Origin of the sequence: Colwellia sp. Bg11-28 (assembly GCF_002836245.1) — a bacterium.
GTDB lineage: Bacteria > Pseudomonadota > Gammaproteobacteria > Enterobacterales > Alteromonadaceae > Colwellia > Colwellia psychrerythraea_A.
Genome location: NZ_PJBA01000002.1, coordinates 26,978 through 48,149, shown reverse-complemented (window position 1 = coordinate 48,149; position 21,172 = coordinate 26,978). Strand labels below are relative to the sequence as shown.

Genomic DNA, 21,172 nt, shown 5'->3' with positions numbered 1-21,172 from the left:
CCTAAGGGGGATATAACTAAACGGGTATAACGGCTAACATATACTCAATACAAAAACACAAATAGCGTCGAGAGTTGTACTTTGTTAAATAAATTAATATCTAATGAATTATCTGAAAATACAGTACTACCTTTATCTTCGTTGCATAAAATAGCGATTCATCCGTTACGTGAAAAACTTTATAACGAATTGCATAATAGACCTTTTCAATCAATATCATCGCCCGCTCAGCTCACGCATATTGCTATTCAGCATCAAGGGGAATTAAAGCAGCAAGAGCATGATTTCATCTCACTTTTATGTAATAGATTTCAAGTAAACTCTCCCGCTAAGTCAATGCCATGTTTCTATCAAGACTTTGGTTTATTCAGTCTTCGCTGGGAGCGCCATTTAGAATATTCCACCTATACCTTTATCCACCAAGCGCCATTAACTGACCAACCTTTTGTTAAAAATGCGATTGATTATGTTCCCAGCAATTGGTTTGAGCAAATGCCCGGTCAAGTTATCGCGGCAGTTCATTTGATTATTGAATCTGAGAATATAGATAAAGCGAAAACACACAAGGTTGAACAATTTTTTGACAATATGTCATTGATCGCCAGTGCTCCCGTACATTCACAGGCGAAAGTCTGGAGTTCATTTAAATTACATGAAGATGGTTTTGGTCGTTTTCTGATATACCAAGAAGACTTGTCACCTGCACAGCTTGGGCGCCTAGCACAGCAATTATTACAGCTTGATACCTACCGTTTAATGGCAACACTGGGTTTACCGCTAGCACAAGCAATTAATAGTGAGCTGAATCAACTCGACATCCAACTGCAACAAGTGACAACTTACATCGCGTTAGGTACTGAAAAAAGTGATAGAGAGCTACTAACACAAGTCTCTAAAATAGCAGCAAAAGTGGAAGATTATCGTAGCCAAAGCACTTACCGATTTTCTGCTACAAATGCCTATTACGACGTGGCATTGCAACGAATGGAAGAATTAAAAGAAGAAGAAATCCCTGGTTATATGACCTTGCAAGAATTCTTAATGCGTCGAATTACCCCGGCAGTTAAAACCTGTCAAACAGCGTCTAATCATTTAGAAGATATCTCTAAAAGAGTGACCCGTGCCAGTGATTTATTACGCACACGTGTTGAAATGGTACTACAGGAGCAAAACCAAACCTTATTAAAATCAATGAATCATCGTGCTCACGTGCAAATGCGCTTGCAACAAACCGTTGAAGGTTTATCTGTTGCTGCAATAAGTTATTATGGCATGCAATTATTCGAAACTATGCTCACCTCATTACCAACCTTAGGTGTTGAATATAATCATGAACTAGTGAGTGGTTTTGCTGTACCTATTGTCATTGGCATTGTATTTGTTGGCACACGCTTAATACATAAGCGCTTGATGAAAGGGTTAAAATAGTTCTTATAGCCGTAAACATTCAAACCAAGGTAAAAGCAAAAAGTTCCCCTATGTCCCCTCTCTTTTTGAGGGAGCACCCTTAATAAAAAAATGTGCTTCGGTCATGAATTGCACGGGCATCCTGAAAATCCTATCTTGAAGTTTCATGGGTATAAGCACTTGAGCAACATCACTTCATCGTTGCTCTGACTTATAATGGAACAACCATTATTTCATCACAGCGCCTTGAATTGAAATTGCTCAAGTACTCTGAAACATGCATCTTGAATGATAACGGGTATATAATCCCTTTCTTCCTATTTTTTAGTAGCTAAGCATTAACTTATTGCTGATAATGCTAATCATTAAGTATCTTTATCATTAAATATCTTCAAATAAGAGCTAGCTATTAAGTTATGAGTAAAAAATTCTATGTGATCTGGAAAGGCGCGAAAACAGGTATATTTACCACGTGGCCAGAAGTTCAGCAACATACTGCGGGTCGCTCTGATGCTCAGTATATGGGCTTTGAATCTAAAAGTGCTGCCGAGCAAGCTTTCGCAACAACTTACACAAAAGCATTGATGCAACGCTCTTTAAGTAAGAAAGGTACAGCAAGTTCTGCACCTACATCGAGTCGCACAGCAACCAGCAAAAAAACCAGTAAAAGTGCTAGCGCTAAAACTACCGCTGTTAGTCCAAATGGTCCAAGCGATATTGAAATATACTGTGATGGTGCTTGCTCTCCTAATCCAGGTAAATCAGGCACTGGCCTTGCGGTTTATGAATTAGGCAAAGTTACCTCGCTGTATTACGGTTTGTATTTGCCTAATGGCACCAATAATACTGCCGAGTTAAGCGGCATGCTTTCTGCTTTTCAAATTGCACAACACTTTATCGATAAAAACAGCGAGCAAAGTATTTGTATCTTATCCGACTCTAAATACTCTATCGATTCAATTACAAAATGGGCGAAAGGTTGGAAAGCAAAAGGCTGGACCCGTGGTAAAGGTGAGGAGATTAAAAACTTAGCATTAATACAACAATGTTATGCGCTTTATAAAACCATGCATACCAAAATAACCATTCGCCATGTTAAAGGTCACGCAAATATAGAAGGCAATGAACTGGCAGATAGAATGGCAGTACTTGCTAGAAAGCAGCAACAAGTTAATATGATCCGCTATAGCGAAACAATCAACATAAAAGCTATTCTTGCTATGGACTCTGGTTAGACTGATGTTGATGCCTACGTTAATTGACCATAACTTAAGCTGAGTTGAACTAAACTAAATTAAACTAAATAAACAATAATAGAGCTGAGCTAACCAGATCTTAATTAAACTGATAAGAATATGCTAACGAATATCCTAATTACTATTACGTTATTATTAATAACAGCCTTTGTTCTCTCTCGCGTATTTACCTTACCGAGAAACATTTGGATATTATTTATCTCTCAGCCTTTAGTGATGTCTGCATCGCCTATTATTGTTTTTATTGGCGGTATTTTATCCAGTAAAATGGCCAACGATCCTTCTCTAGCAACCCTGCCAATTACCTTAATGATTTTAGGTGTCGCTGCGGGCTCAATTCCTGCCGCTATGTTAGCTAAAAATAAAGGCCGAAAGTTTGCCGTTTACACCGGATTAAGTTGTTCTTTAATTGCCGTAATTGTTGCGTTATTTTCAGCAAAACTAGCGCTGTTTGAACTCTTTTGTTTTGCTAGCATGTTAATTGGCATCGGTGGAGCCTTCACACAACAGTTACGCTTTGCAGCAATTGAGAGTAGCTTGAATAAGGAAGATGTCCCTAAAATATTATCTATTTTAATGCTAAGTGGCGTCTTTGCTGCATTTTTAGGTCCTGAAGTAGCTGTAGCGGGAAAAGATTGGCTAAACTCTCCTTATGGTTATGCGGGCTCTTTTCTATTTTTAGCCGCGCTGATCCTTTGCGCCATGATAATGATGTTAGCCTTTAAAAATCCTCCCGTTAGTGCAAATGAGACCATTGGAGAACCAAGAGAATTAAAGGTTATAGCTAAACAGCCTATATTTTTAATTGCTGTTTGTACCGCGACCATTGGATATGCATTAATGAGTTATTTAATGACCGCGACACCTATTAGCATGCACCATATGCAAGGACACAGCTTACAAGAAACTAAATGGGTCATACAAAGCCATATTGCCGCCATGTATATCCCGTCATTATTCACCCCTTGGTTAGTAAAATATCTAAAACTAAAAGGGCTGATGCTCATTGGCATATCAATTTATGCTGTAGTTGCTCTGATAGCCTTATCAGGCCATGAAGTGATGCATTATTGGTGGGCACTTATTTTATTAGGTATTGGTTGGAACTTCTTATTCTTAACTGGCACCTCTTTATTACCCGAGAGTTATCACGCCAGCGAGCGTCATAAAGTTCAAGCAACCAATGACTTTGTCTTATTTGGTTTTCAAGCAGTAGCTTCTCTATTAGCTGGTTGGGTATTGTTTAATGCGGGTTGGCACTGGGTTGTGATAACGAGTCTCCCCTTTATTCTTGTACTGTTTACTGTGGTTGGTTTTTATCATAAACATCAGAAAAAGTTAACATTGAATATGCTGAAAACTAATTAAGACTATAATTTATACCAATCGAATTAAAGTATTATGGTCGAGAACCTTAAATCAATAAAAAAAGAAGGATGTAATTATGAGTGGAACAACTATGGTCGTTGTTATTGTCTGTGTCGTCTTCGGTATTTTATATAAAATGTATAACAAACATTTAGAGTTTAAAGCGAAAACGATTAGCCATAACAATAGTACTGACTCACTAAATGATGAACTAAAAAAAGAAATTATAGCACTCACCGAGCGCGTACAAGTATTAGAAAAAATTGTCACCGACGAAGGCTACCAAGTGCAAAAAGATATTAATAAACTTTAAAGTAATCTAAAAGGTAAACTATAAGACTAGCTATAAATTATAGGCATAACTTATAGGTACAAACTTCACCTATTATTGACGGAGTGCTGATGCAATGAAACTCATAATGAAAACTGAATTTGATAACCTCAGAGTCAATCCTCTACATGATTATGAAACCGATAGTAATGGAGAAAAGCAGGTCGTCAAAATTTATTATGGTGAATTACTGATTGCCAAAAAATTAAAAATTAAAAAATCCATTCGCTTTTTTGGCATAGCGACTTATCAGCAGTATCTAACGCAAGAAGATGTATTGAAGTAAGAGTTATTTCTTCAACATTGATTTTAAATCCGCAAAGGGATTATACGTGGCAGTATCTTGGTTGGTATCGCCCGCTTTTACTTCGGTTGTATAATTAGCATGGTCAGTATATTTAGCATGCTCATTATCGTGACAGTAAATACACAATAGTTCCCAATTGCTACCATCATTTGGATTATTGGTATGATCATGATCCATATGATGCACGGTTAATTCTCTTAAGTTAGAAAACTCAAAAGCACGGGCACAGCGACCACATACCCAAGGGAATAATTTTAATGCTCGGTCACGATAACCTTTTTCTTGTTGTTTGTAGTTGGCACTTGTGCCAAAGCGATCTGAGGACATAGGAATATAAGAAGGTAAATAAATTATATTACTAGTGTATTGCTAAGCGCGAAGCTTAGCAATAGCTGGATATAAGGGAATACTACTGATTAAGGGTATTTTTTTTACGCTATACCCGAACAACTTCAAACGGCATGATTCAGTTTAAAATAGCTTTAGTCTAATTTACTGATCTAGTGATTCCAGTGTTTTACCGTGTGGAATAGGTAAACGTGTTTTCGCATCAACTTGTACAAAAACAATGTCATCCGCCAAACAAATGGTTTTTTTAGTCACTTTATTACGTACTAAACACGTCACAGTAATAGAGGTACGACCTACTTTTTTAGTTTCTAAACCAAACTCTACTACATCACCTTGCATAGCGGCCGACTCAAAACTAATTGCACCTATATGTTTTGTTACTAAGCAGTTGGTTTCTAATTGACAGATAGCGTAAATAGCAGCCTCTTCATCAATCCATTCGAGTGCGCGACCACCAAATAGAGAGTTTGCGTAATTTAAATCGTTGGGCATAACAAGACGACGGGAAAGAAAGCGCATAAAAAGCCTTTAAGTAAAATGTATATCTAAAATAGTAAGGCTTATTATAGCAAGGTTTCTTACCAATTACTGAGCATTAACTCTAATTGATGCCCGGTTATACTTATTTTCTGTAGCTATTATTTTTGGATCTCCATATACAATAAGAATCGATACAAATAGTTTTTTACCTATAAAAAAGCTCCCTAACAAGTAGAGAGCTTTTAACGTATTCTAGGTCGAGACAGTTTAACTGTAACCTTCTATTCCACTGCTATTAACTGACAGTAGGCATTACAGTTTTTTGCTAATATTGATAGTCGGTGTTGTCGGATCAGGCCCTGTAACCGTAACAATATAAACACCATCATCTATAATAGTGACACTCAAATTATCTTGTGAGTCTTGTAATAATGTCAACGGAGAATCCAGGGTAACAACATTAGTATCCTCTGGCGCACCTAAATTGAATGTTGACCAATCACCCGAGGCAATTTTAAAGCCATAGTCACCTGCGGTTAGGTTTACTTCCACTGAATAACTACTTGCGCCAGCATAACTAAGCTGATCAACTTCACCCCAACCATTCATGTCACCACGAATAAATACCGGTGTGGCACCAAACATTTCAGCTGAATAAATACTCAACGTTGCTTCAGCTAAATCAGAGGCGTCAAAAACAAAAGTGTAATCTCCATCGACAGTAAAGTTCATACTGAAGTTATCACCACTACCTGATAACAATAATTGATTTTCACCTTCAGTTATTTCCATATCATCAGCTGGTGCGCCCATATTTACTGTAGACCAATCAGCGGAAGCTATTTTAAAGCTAGGCGTTGAAGCACTAATAGTTATAGTGGCTTGATATTTACCATTACCTATATAAATTAATTCGTTATCTTCACCCCAACCATTCATGTCGCCACGAATAAATATAGGTGTTCCAACAAACGGCTCTTCATTTTCTACTAACAAAGTAGGAGCGTCGGTATTAGAGGCATCAAGGGTAAAGAAGTAAGTTCCATCAATCGCAACAGTAATACTTAAATTGTCATTACTGCCTGGTAATAAATTAAAAGTTTGATCTTCTAATACTTCACCACCTGATCCTGGAGCACCTAAGTTAATGTTTGATGACCAATCAAAATCTGCCACCTTGAAACCATAAGATCCTGCTGCAAGGGTAATTTTAGCTTGGTAGACTCCATCTCCAATATAAGTAAATGCATCATCAGGATTCCAACCATTCATATCTCCACGAACGTAAGCAACGGTATCGCCATAAGGAACCACATCAGGTGCGCCTGCTGTTACATAAGCGGATAAACCGCTTGCTTGGCTTTCACCTTGTACTTTCACAAAAACAGCGGTAGTTAGCGGAGGAACCGTAAAGCTGCCTTCATCTGTACCCTGCTCAAAGGTAGCGCTAGCAACGGTACCATCAACAGAACCAGCTAATAAAGGATGTAAGGTAAAATTACTTGCGGAGGCAATAGTATGTGTTTGTTCGCTATTAGTACCATTTACCACAACCACTAATGCATCATAATTTGGGTCGATATCAGTAAGAGTTGATCCGTCATCTATACTCATCACAATCAAACCTTGCGTTTGATTTTTACCAATATTATGAAAACCAACGCGATTGATAATATCTGTCGCAGTGGTCAATCTAAATAATGGACTGCTTGTACGAATCGACAAAAACTCATTGAACACATTTGATGCGAATAATATATCCGTCATTGAAACAGTACTTGATGAACTTGACGCTAGAGAAACTATGTCATCGTAGTCTCGACCACCATTATCTAGAGGCAAACCTTTATTCCAGTTATTTAACTCAAATGTAAAATCAACTAGGTTATACCAATCACCGGCATCATAAGTATTACGGTCTAACGACTTAGAGCGAAGGAAATCACCACCCATTTGTAAGAATGGAATACCTTGTGACAATAATACGATTGATTGAGAAATGTTTTGCGCACGAACACGTTCGCTATTATTCATTTCAGGGCTTAACTTAAATTGTAAGATATCCCACAAGGTTTCATTATCGTGTTTTGAAACATAGTTAATAATATCAGCAGGGTCCTTGGCATACATACCTGCAGAGCTACCGACTACGTCAGTGCCCTTAAAGGTTTTCAATACATAGTCAGTTTGCGTGCCTGCCATGCCAAATTTAACAATATCTTGTTGCTCAAACGGGTAGTCTGAATCACTTTCGTTGTTAAACAAAGTCGCATTTCTAATACCGTCACGAATACGATCGTTATAGGTGGCAATTTCAGTACCGGCCATATTTTCTTGGTCAGCGCGTTCAAAACCTCGAGAATCTTTGTACCAACCTTCACCATAAAAATGATTATCAGGGTCTATCGCTTGAATAGCATCACGTGCTGCTAACATCTGTTCTTTAGAGCCTTGGCTCATAATATCGAAACGAAACCCGTCAAACTGGTATTGTTCAGTCCACTGTTTAAGTGAGTCGACCATCAACTTGTCCATCATGCGATGTTCAAGGGCTGTATCACTACAACAAGTACTATTTTGAACAGCGCCAGTAGTAACATCACGGCTGTGATAGTAGCCAGGTACAAATTTATCAAGTACCGAGTTATCCCATAAACCAGCAGAGTTAGTATGGTTATAAACAACATCTAATACCACACGTAAGCCAATGTCATGCAAGGATTTGATCATCGCACGCATTTCTTTAATTCGGCTTACTCCGTCTGGATTTGAAGCATAAATACCGTCAGGCACATTAAAATGTTTAGGATCATAACCCCAATTAAAACTATCCGTATCACGCATCGCTTCTGTTAGTTTTACTGCCTCGTTTGAATAAGGAGAATAACTTTCAAATACAGCACGCAATGTTTGGTCATCTAGATTCTGATAACAAGGTGGTGCTTTGAAATTGACTTTACATAACGCTAAGACCGTACTATCCAAATCGATAATCTTGTCTGCATCTTCATCAATAGTTGCTATATCATTCGCAGGCAACATATGAAAATGCGTTAAACCGTTAGCGACTAGCTTTTGTAAATGCTGCATAGGTGCAGAGTTAATTTCAGTAAACGCTAAGAATTTACCTCTATTTTCAACTGAAGTACTTTCATCTTGTGCACTAAAATCACGTATATGCCCTTCGTAAATTACCGCATCTTCGTAGTTTTCAATGGTAGATACTGCATGACCATCCCAGCCTTCAGGTTGTAGATCTTCATCAGATAAATTTACAAACTGAGAATATTCACCATTGGTTGATAAACTTAACGAATATGGGTCTGTGCTCTCTATTTCTTCAATCGCTTTATTTTCTGGATGATAAAGCGTTAACGCGAAACGATAAAATTGACGGTCAAGACTTGCATCACCCGTATAACTCCAAACACCAGTCATTGAGTCTTCAGTCATATCATGACTTGAAACCATTTCTTTATCCGCGTTATAGACATTCAATTTAAGCTGTTGAGCGGTTGGAGACCACACAGAAACTTTAACGGTTCCATTGTCATAAACAACACCTAACGTTGCTTCATTAGCATCCATTTCGCCTTTGGTATAAAGATCATCTAATACTAAATCAGCTTGCACATTAGTGGCAGCAACCGCTAGCCCTTCTGCGTTATAACCAACTAAAACCAATTGATTTTTAGCAATCGCTTTTGCTTCTTCAATTGACCAATTACCCGAAAAAGCAGGCCAGTCTGCAACTAAAGGCGCCGCAGCTTTTTGTTCGTCAGTTAAATCAACTTCCGACAACTCAACAACCGTCCCTGTGATAACGTCTTCGTTAGCTTCATCGGCACCAATACCTGCAGTCGCTGAATGGTGTAATTTTACCGATGTAACCAGATCAAAATTAACATTCCATGTAAAGGTATTGCTATCAATCCAATGTGCTGAAAAACCACTAATTGCTAATGCTTGTTTACCCAAAGTTACAACAGGATATTCAAAAATAGAAGCGACACCTGAAAAGGTGAAATTCATACGTTGGTATGTTTCATCATCCTGAAACAGTGGCATTTTAAAATCACCACCACCAAACTCTTTTCCTGCGTCATCAGTGCCTTTGTGAATAATAAAGTGACCACATTCGTTATGATCGTCTTTAAGATTTAATAACCAATACGCACCGTACACAGGATCAACCCCGGTATGCGCTAAGCCATTATCCCAAGAAGGCGCCAAAGAATCTGCCGCATACGCATCACATTCAGCACTGTTCCAATTATGCATTTTGTAGTCACTGTATTCACCGTCTGCACGGTTATAAAATAGCAACGCCTGATTTTCGCCTGCAAAAATAATAGGCTCAGGTGCCTTGGGATCTATACCAACAACACAACTTTCATTTAATGCATCAGGCACCGTTGGAACGGGACATTCAATAGGCTCTGGCGCAACACAACTTGTGCCAGCAGCATCAGAAACCATTGGCACATCACAACTAAGTAGTACTTCACCTGGCTCGGTAGACTCTGAGCCACCACACGCGACAAGTACCATTGATACTGATGCTAAGACAATAACTCTTAACACCGATTTTTGACTAAACATAACTTTTACTCCAAATGAATAATTGGCGAGTTAATACCGGAATTAAGACGGAAATTATTAGATTTTTTTTATTTGAATAGTTAATTTCATTCATTTTGAATAACTCCTGACTAATAAATACTGGTTAATAACTCAAAACTAACTGCCGCTATAACGCGTAGGTCATGCCTAAAAAGAATTGACGACCAAAGTACTGAATGGTGCCCGTTTGGCTTTGTACGCCAAAGTAACTTTTAGTCGGTTCGTCGGTTACGTTGTTCACCTGAAAAACCACACCTAAATTGTCATTAAACTGATAAGAAGCCTGATAATCGATGACTAGTTCGTCATCGTAATTAACCGTTTGTGCTTCAACCGCTACTTGCTCTGATACAAACTCATCTCGATAACGCGCACTAATGCGGGTTTCAAAACCCTCATAACCCCAGAAAAGTGTCGTTTGTAAAACATTTTCAGATAAGCCGGGCAGTGTAATAGGTAAGTCTTGCTGTCCTAATTGTGAAATTTGTTGAATTTCACTTTTGGTATGTGAGTAACTTGTACTAAGTCCTAAGCCAGACCAAAAATTAGGTAAGAATGAAAAGATTTGGGTGTAACTCACTTCAAGCCCTTTTATATAACCGCCTTTATCATCATTAAACGCGGTTTCAAAATTACCGTTACGAATTTCTAATGGCACACCACTTAACGGATCGATAAATTCGTCTGGCACTATTAAGCCATTACCAGCAAAGTCATATTCACTGATTGTTTGCGTAACAATACCAGCCGATTCTATGTCTTTATAAAAAAGCGCAAAAACGAAACTACCATCAGATTCTGAAAAATATCGTTCATAGGAAATATCATACTGATTGGCATAAAACGGTTTTAAATGTGGGCTGTTTTTCGCGTTACCACTGATTTCAGCATAAGTGCCACTGTCAGTTGTTACTTTATTGATGCTCACACTGCTGTTAGAAGCAAGTCGGTCAATATTAGGACGACTCATTACTTTAGCCGCAGCAAAACGTATTTGGTCGTTCGGCGTTATATGAAAATTTAAATTCATTTGAGGCAGGTAATCGGTGTAAGTATTTTCGATAATACCCGGTGCATATTTTTGATTGATTAGGCCAGCATCATCCGTAATAAACTGCGCACCTAAATCTGCATTCGCTTGAACAATAACATCGCCATTTTCGTCAATAGCGTCTTGTCCGTACGCATCTTTTACCCTTGTTTCACCAACATCTTGTAATGAAGTAGACGCTTGTTTAGTTCTAACAACACGAACACCAAAGTTACCAGTTACCGGAATATCACCAATTTCTACATCAATATTTGCCATGATATAGGCCGCAAAGATATCTTCAAAAACTTGACCACTTTCTTTCACGGTCCAAGCTGTATCTTTACCTAATGGATCGCCATTAATTACACCGCTTGCAGAGCCGCCCCATGTTTGCACTGGTTGAGGTATACCTTGAGGAAACCAAGCATTTAATACTTTGTTTTGATCAAGTGCTAAGTAACTTGGAAAAGAAGAAAAATCGCCCTTCCAGTCCACCACGGTAGCCATGTCTTCAGTAATATTTAAGGGTTTTTCCTTTGAATTAAAACCACTATCGCTACCAAATTCATATACTGAACGATCGCTGCTGTATTCTCTTTCTGAATAACGTGCGCCAAATTCTACAGACGAAATATAATCTGAATCAAGGGAGTACTGAAAATCAACACGAGCAGCAATAACTTCATCAGAATTCACATAAGGATAAATACCGTATTTAGTTACCATAACGCGATTTAAATCAGTTAAAGCATCCGCTTGATTTAAACTAACATCAGGTAAATCTAAGCCGTTTAATAAATAATTTATTGAAACATTATTATCAAATTCAGGTTGCGCAGCATTAGCATCATCAGCAACTAATGACCAAATCAAGCCATTTCTAAAATCACTGGTGGCGGATGAATACGATAAATCTACCGCCATATTAAAATTATCAGTGATTTGCCAGTCGGCATTTATCCCGAAACTTTGTACTTCATCAGAATCACTGTTGTCATCATTAACAATTTCAACACGCGTTGAACTGTTAGACGTTCGATTGAACGTCCCGCCTATGACTGAATTGTCTATAATGGTCGCATTACCTATTGCCGCTTGGCTGCCATCAAATTTCACTCGATAACCACGGGCAAACTCTTCCGAATCAAATTTCGAATAGAAACTATCAAATTTTAGACTAAAGTTATCAGCGGGCTGCCACTCAAGGGTCGCTACAAAACCATCTCGGGTTTCTTCCCCTCCTTTGTGTTGCAACTCAAAACCTTCACCAACATATTCTTTAGCTAGGTGAATCCCCTCTTCCTTGGTTGGTCCATTGGTATCATCAGCTAAGCCGTCTACATCTCTTAATTTACTGTAGTTAAGGCCAACAAATTGTGTGGTGGCACTTGGTTGAAATAAACGCGCGTAACCTAGAGCGACACCAAAGGTGTCATCAGCAAATTTACCTTGGTAGGAAACACTAAAACGATGACCAGTTGATGTGGCATCAGGTACGTCACTTGCCAAATCGTTATACATCCCACGAGCATTTACATTAAAAGAATGCTTGTCTTCATTTTTTAAAGGGCTGGCAGTTTTTAATTCAACCGTACCTGCCACACCACCTTCAATAAGCGATACTTTGGGTGATTTGAATACTGAGGCTTGTGATATAAGTTCTGATGGATATTGGTCAAATTCAACGCTACGCTGACCGCTGGTTGATACTTGCTCGCGACCATTTAATGTTGTCGATACAAAACCGCCTGACATACCACGAATATTAATCTCAGCGGCCTGCCCACCTGTTCTTACGGCAGAAATACCCGGTAAACGTGTTAACGCATCAGCCATTGAAACATCAGGCAATGCGCCTAAATCATCAGCAGTTATTTGCTCTGATACCGTATCCGCAAAACGTTTCTGATTAATAGATTTAATAAGTGAACGTCTAAAGCCAGTCACTTCAATCACTTCGATTGCGTCAACCTCTTGTTCATCACTCTTTTTTGCGGCAACGTTTTCTGGTTCGGGTGTGGCTTTCACCGCTTCTTGAGCATAAAGCCCGCCAGAAGACACCATAAAACCACAGGAAAGTAAGGCTATAGAGAGCTTACTCGGTTTAAATGTACGCATAATTTTTCCCTCATATTCATCCTTGAAATATTATTATCATCAGTTTTCTAACTGACTTCGTTTTTATAATTTCAACTTAATATAAGGGGCGAGTTTTTCTTTAGATATGTTTTGCATACGTATTCAAAAATACGTGAGTAATAACAAAAAGACTAAAACAGACATAAAAACCGTAACCGTTACATGGTTAATAATAAGCCAATAGCCCATTAACATTGATGTTGAGGATGTATACATAACAGTGAGAAATCAGAATAAAAATCAGACAAAATGTAACAATTGATTACATGTGAATACGTATGCAAAACAGCTCTATACAAGTTGTATTTAGCTTTAACGAGGGTAAGTTGAAATAAAATTAAAGCAATTATGAATAAAGAATAACAAACGTTAAATGGAAGATTTATGACGTGAAGGGATACGATCTATATGATGTATTGTGCCCAAGAGTAAGATTGGGGCTAACCGTAACTATTGCCACAGAAGACTAGGAACAGCTTATTTTTAATTCAATTTCTTTCTCCATGTAACAACAATGGACTTCAAAGTTTTGTACCCCCGCTGTGATAATTTAAAGGATAAGCTTGGTGAACTTGTAATGACTAATACCTCATAGCGTTTCACATCAACTAGTTATGCTCTTGAGGATTGAATCGACTAAATCCAGTGTCATCATTCAGCTCTAATATTCCCTTTCGCAATAACGATTCAACGGCTTTATTAATACCATTGCATAACTTAATGCCATCGGCATCATTTTTACAAACATAAAAACTTTCTAGAACAGCTACGGGTTTATCTAGATTGTAATGGATTTTATTGGCCGCATCATTCTTTTTTACTGCTATCACAGTTCCTGGATAACCCCCCAAAACACCACCTATACGCTTATTTAACAACAATTTAATATTTACAATATCATCCTCTTGGGAGGTGAAATGTAAGCGTGGATTTGATTTGATTTCTCTTCCGTAAGAAAACCCCTGAACAACACCTAAAAGTTCATTTTCAAAATCGGAGAGTTCAAGCAAACCAGAACCTTCTAATGTGAACAATATTATGCGTTTATAAAAAATGGGTCTTGAAACAACATATTGATGCTTTTCTCCAGGTAGGTTCTCCCACAATTCAGGAAAATAAACATCAAACGTTCCATCTTTGATACCTTTTCTCGTCCTATTTAAAGATGTTAGCGTTAATTCGGCATCTTTACTCATTTCCATGAATATAGCATTATTCAATTTATTAAATATGCCTGTGCCATCTGCTTTAAGTAAGCCTGGCATCAAATAGCTTCCTATTTTTATAGGTTCTTTGGTATCGTCGATAGATGCCCAAACTATAGGCATAAAGGCTAATTGCCAGCTGATTAAAAAGAGAAAAATCAGCTTAAAATTCATTACATTGATTATATATTTAGTCAAAATTTACGTTCCGCAACATGAAAAGCTACTCAATAGTTTTTCATACTCTCGTTGATAGTCAGGTAATAAAGTAGCAGCGTATATTAGTCGCCACAACCTAAATAAAGACTTATTAATTATTTTTAATATCAGAAATATGTATATAACATCCAGATAAATATCTGCTCTGTATAAAGTGAATTCGGATTATTTTTGTCTCGATAACGCCTCATTTAAAGGCTAAAAATAGTTGGTTAAATATTAGACGACGGAGCAAAAACAACTGTTTTGTCCTTTTGACTGACCTGCTAAGTGCCTTTATACATATTCTCTCTGTGAGATTTCATCTCATCTAGTAAACAGTAATGATCGTGGAAATCGTTACTATTTATAAAAACCACAAGTAATTATTCTAATAAGTTATCCGTGTTTTTCTGCAATATCAAAGGCTCTTCACTGTTTACGATTAACGAGGTTTAGCAAATACTTGTGTCCAGTAATAGGTATAAGTTACATTGCTGTTTTCACTACACGCTAAGCCCATTTCCGTTGGGTTTTCGCTCATAATATTCTTACAATGTCCGACACTACCCATCCACGCATCAACTACAGACTGCGCATTAGGTTGACCCCCAGCAATATTTTCTGCCACATAAGACCACGTGTAACCTTGAGCTGTAACCCGGGTCGAGACTGTACTTCCGTCAAGGCCTGTATGGCTGAAAAAATCATAGTTAGCCATATTATCCGAGTGCTCTTGTGCAGCCAAAGTTAATACAGCATTCCAGTTTAGTTCAGCTACAGGGCCATAACTTTCACTGCCACAAGTTTGTTCCTGTGCACGCTTTTCATTAATCAAAGTCAAAACGGCAATCAAGTCATCGTTACAGCTGATTTTGCTATAATTGGTATCACTTTCTGTGTCACTGCTCGAGTCGGTACTCTCATCAGGGCTTTCATCATTAGAGACAGTTTCATCAGATCCCTGGTTGTCACTAGATGATCCATCATCACCACCACAGCCAGAGATCAGGCCCACACAAAAAAATCCCACTAACCAATAACGCATATTGCTCTCTGACTATTATTAAATATAACAAGCCTCATCATAGCAAAAGTTTTAACGCTTTAAAGTAATTGATTTAAGATTTTATAGTTCTGGTGAACCAAGTGTTGATAGGCACTAACGCCCTACTAAGAGGCAAATAAATACTTGGAAAAATCTGGCATGCATTGACAAAAGCCAAGCTTTATTTGTCCTGCTTTAGTAACTTATTATGTGGCAGATACACTCTGACTTGGAAATGAAACTTCCAAAACTAAACAGTCTTGCTCACAAATGAATGGCCCATGAATTTCACCTGGGGGACGACTAGCAAAATGACCAGCCTCTAACCATTGATCAAATGCCACATCATAAAGTCGGCCAGAAATTATATATATTTCCTCAGGATAAGCATGTGATTTACCACCAAATAATTTTGTATCGGCTCCAGCTTTGAATCGTGTCAACCTAGTGTAATCGCCTGTAATTGAATCCATAGCAACGGTTAGCTGTTCTAGCATTCCATCACTACCTTCTATAGATTCCCATTTATGGGCATTACCTGCGGATAAAGTATTCCAATATGTTGCAGTATTTTTAGACATCGCAGTCTCCATGACACATAACTGTTCTCCAAAGTGGCACAAGATCTAAGCGGAACCTAACCAACTGCTTTTGTTCCGTTTAAAGTTATTATTATGTGATTTTTTATCAAGAATGATCAATTTGTATATCATTTGGAAAGGGGGTTCCCTTACCAATTTCAAGCGCATCCTTGAGGCTAAGTAAGAATACTGCCCATTTAGTATTACAATGAGCCATAAAATCAGTTGTTTCATGCCAGTTAGAATGAGTAAACCTTACAAATGTTTGATTCTCTACAGTTTCTAACTGAAATGAAATCTCTGTACCCATCCATGATTCGGGCATATTCCCAGCATGTTGCCAACATACAGTTTTATTTGGAATGAGTTTTGTAACCTTAAAATCGGGACCTCCACCGTTAAAACGAAACTTAATCGTTGAGCCCACAACTCCTGCTCCAGATATATCGTTAGTCCACCATTTTTTTAGTCCATCATCTGTAGTCAATGCTTGATATATTTTTTCAGGTGAAGCCTTAATACCAATTCGGTGATTTATATTAACCATAACAATCTCCTAAAGTTGAATAAGCACATAACGCCCTGTTAACAGACAATAATATAGTTAGTTTAAATGAGTGACTAAGGAGAAAAGCCAACTGTATTTTGTCCCTGTTTAACAGCTAGTGATAATTCATTTTACTCTAACTCCCCGACTTTAAAAAGAACCAGGCAGCAACAATAATAATAAAGAATGCAGGAATCCTTGCTATAAACCATGAAGTCATTTTTGGTAGGTTTATTTTATTCACAATAAAATTAGGGTGAACGGATAATAATAATAATGCTAACCAAACAATTGGATAAAACCAAATTAAATAATCCCACGTGCCAAAGAGGATTTTTTGAAATAGATAAGGAAAAGCTCTCAATAATATTAATGCTGCCAATCCTCTAGTAATAACATCAATAGTAGAAAGAATGACCTTGCTATGACTCATACACTATCCATGGTTTATAACGCCCAAATAAGGTTTTGTTATTAATTTCCTCAAATTGTTGATCGAAGCGAAACTGAGCAAACTGTTAGCAGTCCCGCTTTAAATTCTTGTTAGCTGAAAAACTCCATTAGTTCATGAACAATGCCAGATGGATCTTTAAAAGCCGAATAACGTCCCCATCTATTTTGGTTTGGTGATTCATGCACAAAAACAACACCTTTTGACTTCAAATCTCTAATTTTTTCATCCAAATTTTGAACAGTAAAAACCAAGGTGGAATTAGCATTATAACCATGCTCATATTCGATTGATTCCATCCCGCTCTGGAACATAAACACTATATGATGACCAATATTTAATTTTAAACAGTCGTTATGCTCTTCCATCAATTCAAGTCCTAAAACATTCACATAAAACTCTTTTGAAATATTAAGGTTATGAACGACTAATAACGTTGATGGATTCTCCATAGTTTACTTTGCTCCTAACGCCCCAATAAGGGGCTAAAAAGTTGTTGGCTAAAATCAGCGAGGCACGAGCATGGCCAACTGTTTTTAGTCCTGCTTTATTGACTCGTTATAAATCGCTTGCACTAGAGTTCTTGTGTCGCTTTACAAAACGCCTAACTTTCAATGTTGGCACCCAAATTCCAGCAAGAATAACCATTGCAGGTAAATACAAACTCATTATTGAGTCTCCACTAATATCATAGTTCACACTAACTAAACCAACCTGAAGTAAGAGCATTAGCATAGCTGTTGAAACAAGAGCATATGATAAATCTCCTAGCTTATTAATTTCTACACTTTCTTGAGATTTATTCATTTAATGATTTCCTTTGTGATAGCTGCACCACCGTTTTGAACTAGACTCATAACAGCTTATTATGTATATGTCTCAGTAATAACGCCCACTTCAAAGTTTAATAACATAACAGAAGACATCATAAATTCAATCTGTTAAACACACGGTTACATAGAGTTGTTTATAGTACTAGATATCTAACCTTTACAGATGAAGTAATCTATTTACTCCCTATGAACCAGAAAAGAAACTAACTAGAATAAATAATAAAGTTGCAAGAGCAATTAGTCGAATTCCTTACAAATCTTATGACTCTATGACTATCACACGCAACATTCACTTTTTATTATTAGTCTGTGTATTTAACTATTAATTAAAAAGACTGAGAGACACATTTATAGTCTCTTTCAGATCTTCTAAGTTACTCCCATTTCTCGCAGAAATAGCTAAACCGAATTGCAGTGTTAAAAGATAATTTGCTATTGCTTTTGGCGAGTTTTCATCTATCCCCCTCCCTGCCTGTTGTTCTTCAAAAAACTCAGTCAACGTCAATAGGGTTTGCTGATTAATGCCATTAATATTCATTGCCGAATTTTCAGGTAAACAACAGCCCGCTATTTCTGAAGTAGATTGACTAATCAGGCAACCTTTAGGTAAGTCTGGGTTTGTTAACATGTTCGCTATCGAGAATAAGTAGTTTTTGACTCGTTCCTTTAAGCTTAGTTCTGTTTTAAAAAGCTCAGCTAAGTGCACTACACCATGTTTATTTAAATAATACTCAATAGCTTGATTGAATAAATTTTCTTTATTGCCAAAAGCAGCATACAGGCTCGACTTGTTAATACCCATTGCATTTGTTAGATCTGTTAACGAGGTGCCTGGATAGCCATTTTTCCAAAAAACCAACATGGCTTTTTCAAGTGTTTTGTCTTTATCAAAGCTGCGATGTCGGCCTGCTGTCATCATCATTTTCTCATTTTATAAAATTCATGCTTGCAATTCTGAACCGTTCGGTTTAAATTGTCAACATCTGAACTGAACGGTACAGAATTATTTTAAACTTATAAAGGGAATACACGAATGAATGATCTAACAGGAAAAGTCGCGGTAGTAACGGGTGGTAATAGTGGTATTGGTTATGAAACTGCAAAATATTTTAAAGAAGCTGGCGCGAATGTAATTATTACAGGTCGTTCAGCAGATAAAATCTCTACTGCGGCGGCTACATTAGGTGTTAGAGGTATTGTTGCTGATGTTATAGATTTATCTGCAATTGATGCCCTTGTAGAGCAAGTAAAAAATGAGTTTGGCACTGTTGACGTGTTATTTGTTAATGCCGGTATTTTCAGTCCAGCTTCTATAGGGGAAAATACTGAAGAAATGTTTGATACTCAAATGGGAATTAACTTCAAAGGTGCAGTATTTACCACTGAAAAGTTTTTACCGATAATTAATGATGGCGGATCTATTATTAACCTTTCTTCTATTAATGCTTATACCGGTATGCCAAATACGGCTATTTATGCTGCCTCTAAAGCGGCACTAAATTCATATACTAGAACAGCAGCAACTGAACTTGCGCCAAGAAAAATACGTGTAAATTCAGTAAACCCAGGCCCAACATATACCCCTATTTTTGGTAAAACAGGTATGCAAGAAGAACAGTTAAATGAGTTTGCAGCTGCTATGCAGAATAGGATTCCATTAAAACGTTTTGGACAACCGGAAGATATTGCAAAACTCGTTACCTTCTTAGCTTCTGACGATGCTTCATTCATTACAGGTGGAGAATATAATATAGATGGCGGCATTAATATAAACCCCATTTTGTCTTAATGAAATCAATGTAAATATTTTTCACCTACTTAAACTGAACGGTAGGTGTTTATATTATTCAATATTACAACGAGAGGAAGTATGATTATGAACATTTTAAGGCTTGATGCAAGCATGAGAAAAACAGGCTCATATAGCCGAATTTTAACTGATAAGTTAATTGAACAACTTACAAGTGGAAAAAATAACGAAGTAACAATTAGGGACTTGGCTGATGGTATTCCGTTGATTGATGAAAATTGGATTAAGGCTAATTTTACTGATGTTGATGAGCGAACTTGTGAGCAAAAAGTGTGTTTGGTCGCGTCTGATATATTAGTTGATGAACTATATAAAGCAGAACATATTGTAATCGGTCTTCCTATTTATAATTTTGGTGTACCGGCAGCCTTTAAGGCATGGATTGACCAAGTTGTTAGATCTAAATTAACCTTTCGTTACGGTGATAATGGGCCAGTTGGTTTAGTAGAGAATAAAAAGGCATATATCATTATTGCTTCTGGTGGCACAAAATTAGGCACTGAAATTGATTTTATTTCTGACTATCTACGGCATATATTAGGCTTTATTGGCATTACCGATGTCACCTTTATTGACAGTAGTGGTCTTGGGCGAGATGAATCTCAAACTTTAGCTCATGCACATAAAGCCATTGAACGTGTTTAAACAGTAAATACATTGATAACGCTAATTTCGGTTCGCTCGCCTGTGGTTAGGTATTAATTCAAACTGCTTGCTGTGCTGATATTAATAAGGAACTAAATAAATGAACAATCAGAAAACTCCAGTTAATATTCATGACTATTACCATGCTCATGTTTATTTTGACCAAGAAACTTTAGAAGTTGCTAAAGATTTATGTATCAAGGCCGGTGATTTGTTTTCCTTGAAAGTTGGTAGGGTGCATCAAAAGCCTATAGGACCTCACCCTAAGTGGAGTTGCCAAATAACTTTTTCATCAAATAATTTTGATCAACTTATTCCATGGCTTGAAGATAACCGTCAAGGGTTAAGTGTATTAGTGCATGGGTTAACCGGTGACAACCTCCAAGATCATACTGAGTATGCATATTGGCTTGGGAGTGATGTTGAGTTAAGTTTAGCTATGTTTCAACCTTAGCTAACTCGTAGATTATTCAATAAAGGCATGTGTCTAAATTTGTATAGTTCGTAGTAATGATTTTTATTGCTCTATTAATCAGTGTTAGTTATTGGACAATCACAT

20 protein-coding genes are annotated in these 21,172 nt (G+C 37.3%); 8 read left to right on the top strand and 12 right to left on the bottom strand.

The window, feature by feature from the left end:
• Positions 1–81: 81 nt before the first annotated feature.
• From CXF79_RS02145 to CXF79_RS02125, 5 genes are all read left to right on the top strand, one after another.
• Complete coding sequence (locus CXF79_RS02145; protein ID WP_011042534.1) at positions 82–1,428, top strand: DUF3422 family protein; 1,347 nt, start codon at positions 82–84, stop codon at positions 1,426–1,428.
• A 395-nt stretch (positions 1,429–1,823) separates the two neighbouring features.
• On the top strand, positions 1,824–2,642 hold the full coding sequence (locus CXF79_RS02140; RefSeq protein ID WP_011042533.1) for a ribonuclease H family protein: 819 nt from the start codon (positions 1,824–1,826) through the stop codon (positions 2,640–2,642).
• Between the two features lie 120 nt (positions 2,643–2,762).
• Positions 2,763–4,031 carry an MFS transporter gene (locus CXF79_RS02135; protein WP_101153722.1) on the top strand — a complete coding sequence of 423 codons (1,269 nt, stop codon included), beginning with the start codon at positions 2,763–2,765 and terminating at the stop codon, positions 4,029–4,031.
• Between the two features lie 76 nt (positions 4,032–4,107).
• Entirely contained in the window at positions 4,108–4,344 is a 237-nt protein-coding gene (locus tag CXF79_RS02130) for a hypothetical protein (protein WP_011042531.1), read from the top strand.
• A gap of 94 nt (positions 4,345–4,438) precedes the next feature.
• On the top strand, positions 4,439–4,648 hold the full coding sequence (locus tag CXF79_RS02125) for a hypothetical protein (protein ID WP_101153720.1): 210 nt from the start codon (positions 4,439–4,441) through the stop codon (positions 4,646–4,648).
• A 3-nt stretch (positions 4,649–4,651) separates the two neighbouring features.
• Here CXF79_RS02125 and CXF79_RS02120 read toward each other — a convergent pair whose 3' ends face one another.
• The 12 genes from CXF79_RS02120 to CXF79_RS02065 all read right to left on the bottom strand — a co-directional run bounded on the left by CXF79_RS02120 (position 4,652) and on the right by CXF79_RS02065 (position 19,080).
• Complete coding sequence (locus CXF79_RS02120; RefSeq protein ID WP_011042529.1) at positions 4,652–4,996, bottom strand: YajD family HNH nuclease; 345 nt, start codon at positions 4,994–4,996, stop codon at positions 4,652–4,654.
• 165 nt (positions 4,997–5,161) lie between these two features.
• The gene (locus CXF79_RS02115) at positions 5,162–5,539 is read right to left on the bottom strand and encodes an acyl-CoA thioesterase (protein ID WP_011042528.1); all 378 of its coding nucleotides are present in this window, start codon (positions 5,537–5,539) and stop codon (positions 5,162–5,164) included.
• 273 nt (positions 5,540–5,812) lie between these two features.
• A complete protein-coding gene (locus CXF79_RS02110) occupies positions 5,813–10,102 on the bottom strand; it encodes an alpha-1,6-glucosidase domain-containing protein (protein WP_101153718.1) in 4,290 nt (1,429 codons plus the stop codon).
• Positions 10,103–10,250: 148 nt separating this feature from the next.
• A complete protein-coding gene (locus tag CXF79_RS02105; RefSeq protein WP_101153717.1) occupies positions 10,251–13,274 on the bottom strand; it encodes a TonB-dependent receptor in 3,024 nt (1,007 codons plus the stop codon).
• Positions 13,275–13,903: 629 nt separating this feature from the next.
• Positions 13,904–14,698: a transporter substrate-binding domain-containing protein gene (locus CXF79_RS02100; RefSeq protein ID WP_041736795.1), complete on the bottom strand. Its 795-nt coding sequence runs from the start codon at positions 14,696–14,698 to the stop codon at positions 13,904–13,906.
• 445 nt (positions 14,699–15,143) lie between these two features.
• Positions 15,144–15,746 (bottom strand): CAP domain-containing protein, encoded by a 603-nt coding sequence (locus tag CXF79_RS02095; protein WP_011042522.1) that lies wholly within the window; start codon positions 15,744–15,746, stop codon positions 15,144–15,146.
• A 206-nt stretch (positions 15,747–15,952) separates the two neighbouring features.
• Positions 15,953–16,327 carry a cupin domain-containing protein gene (locus CXF79_RS02090; protein ID WP_011042521.1) on the bottom strand — a complete coding sequence of 125 codons (375 nt, stop codon included), beginning with the start codon at positions 16,325–16,327 and terminating at the stop codon, positions 15,953–15,955.
• A gap of 106 nt (positions 16,328–16,433) precedes the next feature.
• Positions 16,434–16,874, bottom strand: coding sequence for an SRPBCC family protein (locus CXF79_RS02085; RefSeq protein WP_011042520.1), 441 nt, complete (start codon positions 16,872–16,874; stop codon positions 16,434–16,436).
• A gap of 136 nt (positions 16,875–17,010) precedes the next feature.
• Complete coding sequence (locus CXF79_RS02080) at positions 17,011–17,307, bottom strand: hypothetical protein (RefSeq protein WP_101153715.1); 297 nt, start codon at positions 17,305–17,307, stop codon at positions 17,011–17,013.
• 110 nt (positions 17,308–17,417) lie between these two features.
• Entirely contained in the window at positions 17,418–17,777 is a 360-nt protein-coding gene (locus CXF79_RS02075) for a VOC family protein (protein WP_011042516.1), read from the bottom strand.
• 106 nt (positions 17,778–17,883) lie between these two features.
• Positions 17,884–18,132 (bottom strand): hypothetical protein, encoded by a 249-nt coding sequence (locus CXF79_RS02070; RefSeq protein ID WP_101153714.1) that lies wholly within the window; start codon positions 18,130–18,132, stop codon positions 17,884–17,886.
• A gap of 348 nt (positions 18,133–18,480) precedes the next feature.
• Complete coding sequence (locus CXF79_RS02065; RefSeq protein WP_232769054.1) at positions 18,481–19,080, bottom strand: TetR/AcrR family transcriptional regulator; 600 nt, start codon at positions 19,078–19,080, stop codon at positions 18,481–18,483.
• Between the two features lie 111 nt (positions 19,081–19,191).
• Here CXF79_RS02065 and CXF79_RS02060 point away from each other — a divergent pair, with 111 nt between their 5' ends.
• From CXF79_RS02060 to CXF79_RS02050, 3 genes are all read left to right on the top strand, one after another.
• The gene (locus CXF79_RS02060; RefSeq protein ID WP_011042512.1) at positions 19,192–19,947 is read left to right on the top strand and encodes an SDR family NAD(P)-dependent oxidoreductase; all 756 of its coding nucleotides are present in this window, start codon (positions 19,192–19,194) and stop codon (positions 19,945–19,947) included.
• Between the two features lie 87 nt (positions 19,948–20,034).
• Entirely contained in the window at positions 20,035–20,613 is a 579-nt protein-coding gene (locus tag CXF79_RS02055) for an FMN-dependent NADH-azoreductase (protein ID WP_011042511.1), read from the top strand.
• Positions 20,614–20,713: 100 nt separating this feature from the next.
• Entirely contained in the window at positions 20,714–21,067 is a 354-nt protein-coding gene (locus CXF79_RS02050; protein WP_101153713.1) for a DOPA 4,5-dioxygenase family protein, read from the top strand.
• Positions 21,068–21,172 lie beyond the last annotated feature (105 nt).